Here is a 765-nt window from a genome sequence, read left to right as displayed (position 1 = left end):
GGTGACAAACCGGAGGAAGGTGGGGATGACGTCAAATCATCATGCCCCTTATGAGTTGGGCTACACACGTGCTACAATGGACGGTACAAAGGGCAGCGAGACCGCGAGGTGGAGCCAATCCCATAAAGCCGTTCCCAGTTCGGATTGCAGGCTGCAACTCGCCTGCATGAAGTCGGAATCGCTAGTAATCGCAGGTCAGCATACTGCGGTGAATACGTTCCCGGGTCTTGTACACACCGCCCGTCACACCACGAGAGTTTGTAACACCCGAAGCCGGTGGAGTAACCTTTTAGGAGCTAGCCGTCGAAGGTGGGACAGATGATTGGGGTGAAGTCGTAACAAGGTAGCCGTATCGGAAGGTGCGGCTGGATCACCTCCTTTCTAAGGAAAACGTCCCTTACGGGACATGCCCATCGTTCAGTTTTGAGAGCTCGTCTCTCAGTCTCGCAAGAGACACTCGCACCTTGAAAACTGAAGACATCAACAAGACATCAAACTTTTAATTAACCATGTCATTTAAGACGTGTGTTCTTAGAATACCAACGCTAGATCAAGGTATGAAGGGCGTACGGTGGATGCCTTGGCACTAGGAGCCGATGAAGGACGCGACGAACAGCGATATGCTTCGGGGAGCAGTAAGTATGCTTTGATCCGAAGATTTCCGAATGGGGGAACCCACCATCCGTAATGGGATGGGACAGGCTACGTGAATACATAGCGTAGCGTGAGGCAGACCCGGGGAACTGAAACATCTAAGTACCCGGA

2 rRNA genes (1 of these 2 only partly in view) are annotated in these 765 nt (G+C 52.0%); both read left to right on the top strand.

Annotation, left to right across the window (positions count from 1 at the left end):
• A 16S ribosomal RNA gene (locus RTU33_RS21820) occupies positions 1 to 381 on the top strand; its annotated part reaches 326 nt to the left of the window's first position; the annotation flags it as partial.
• Between the two features lie 167 nt (positions 382 to 548).
• Positions 549 to 765: ribosomal RNA gene (locus tag RTU33_RS21815) — 23S ribosomal RNA — on the top strand; the annotation flags it as partial.

It is taken from the genome of Scandinavium sp. (assembly GCF_032012665.1).
In the GTDB taxonomy this organism is placed as follows: domain Bacteria; phylum Pseudomonadota; class Gammaproteobacteria; order Enterobacterales; family Enterobacteriaceae; genus Scandinavium.
The sequence above is the reverse complement of the archived record's forward strand: the minus strand, read 5'-3'. Positions and strand labels throughout refer to the sequence as shown.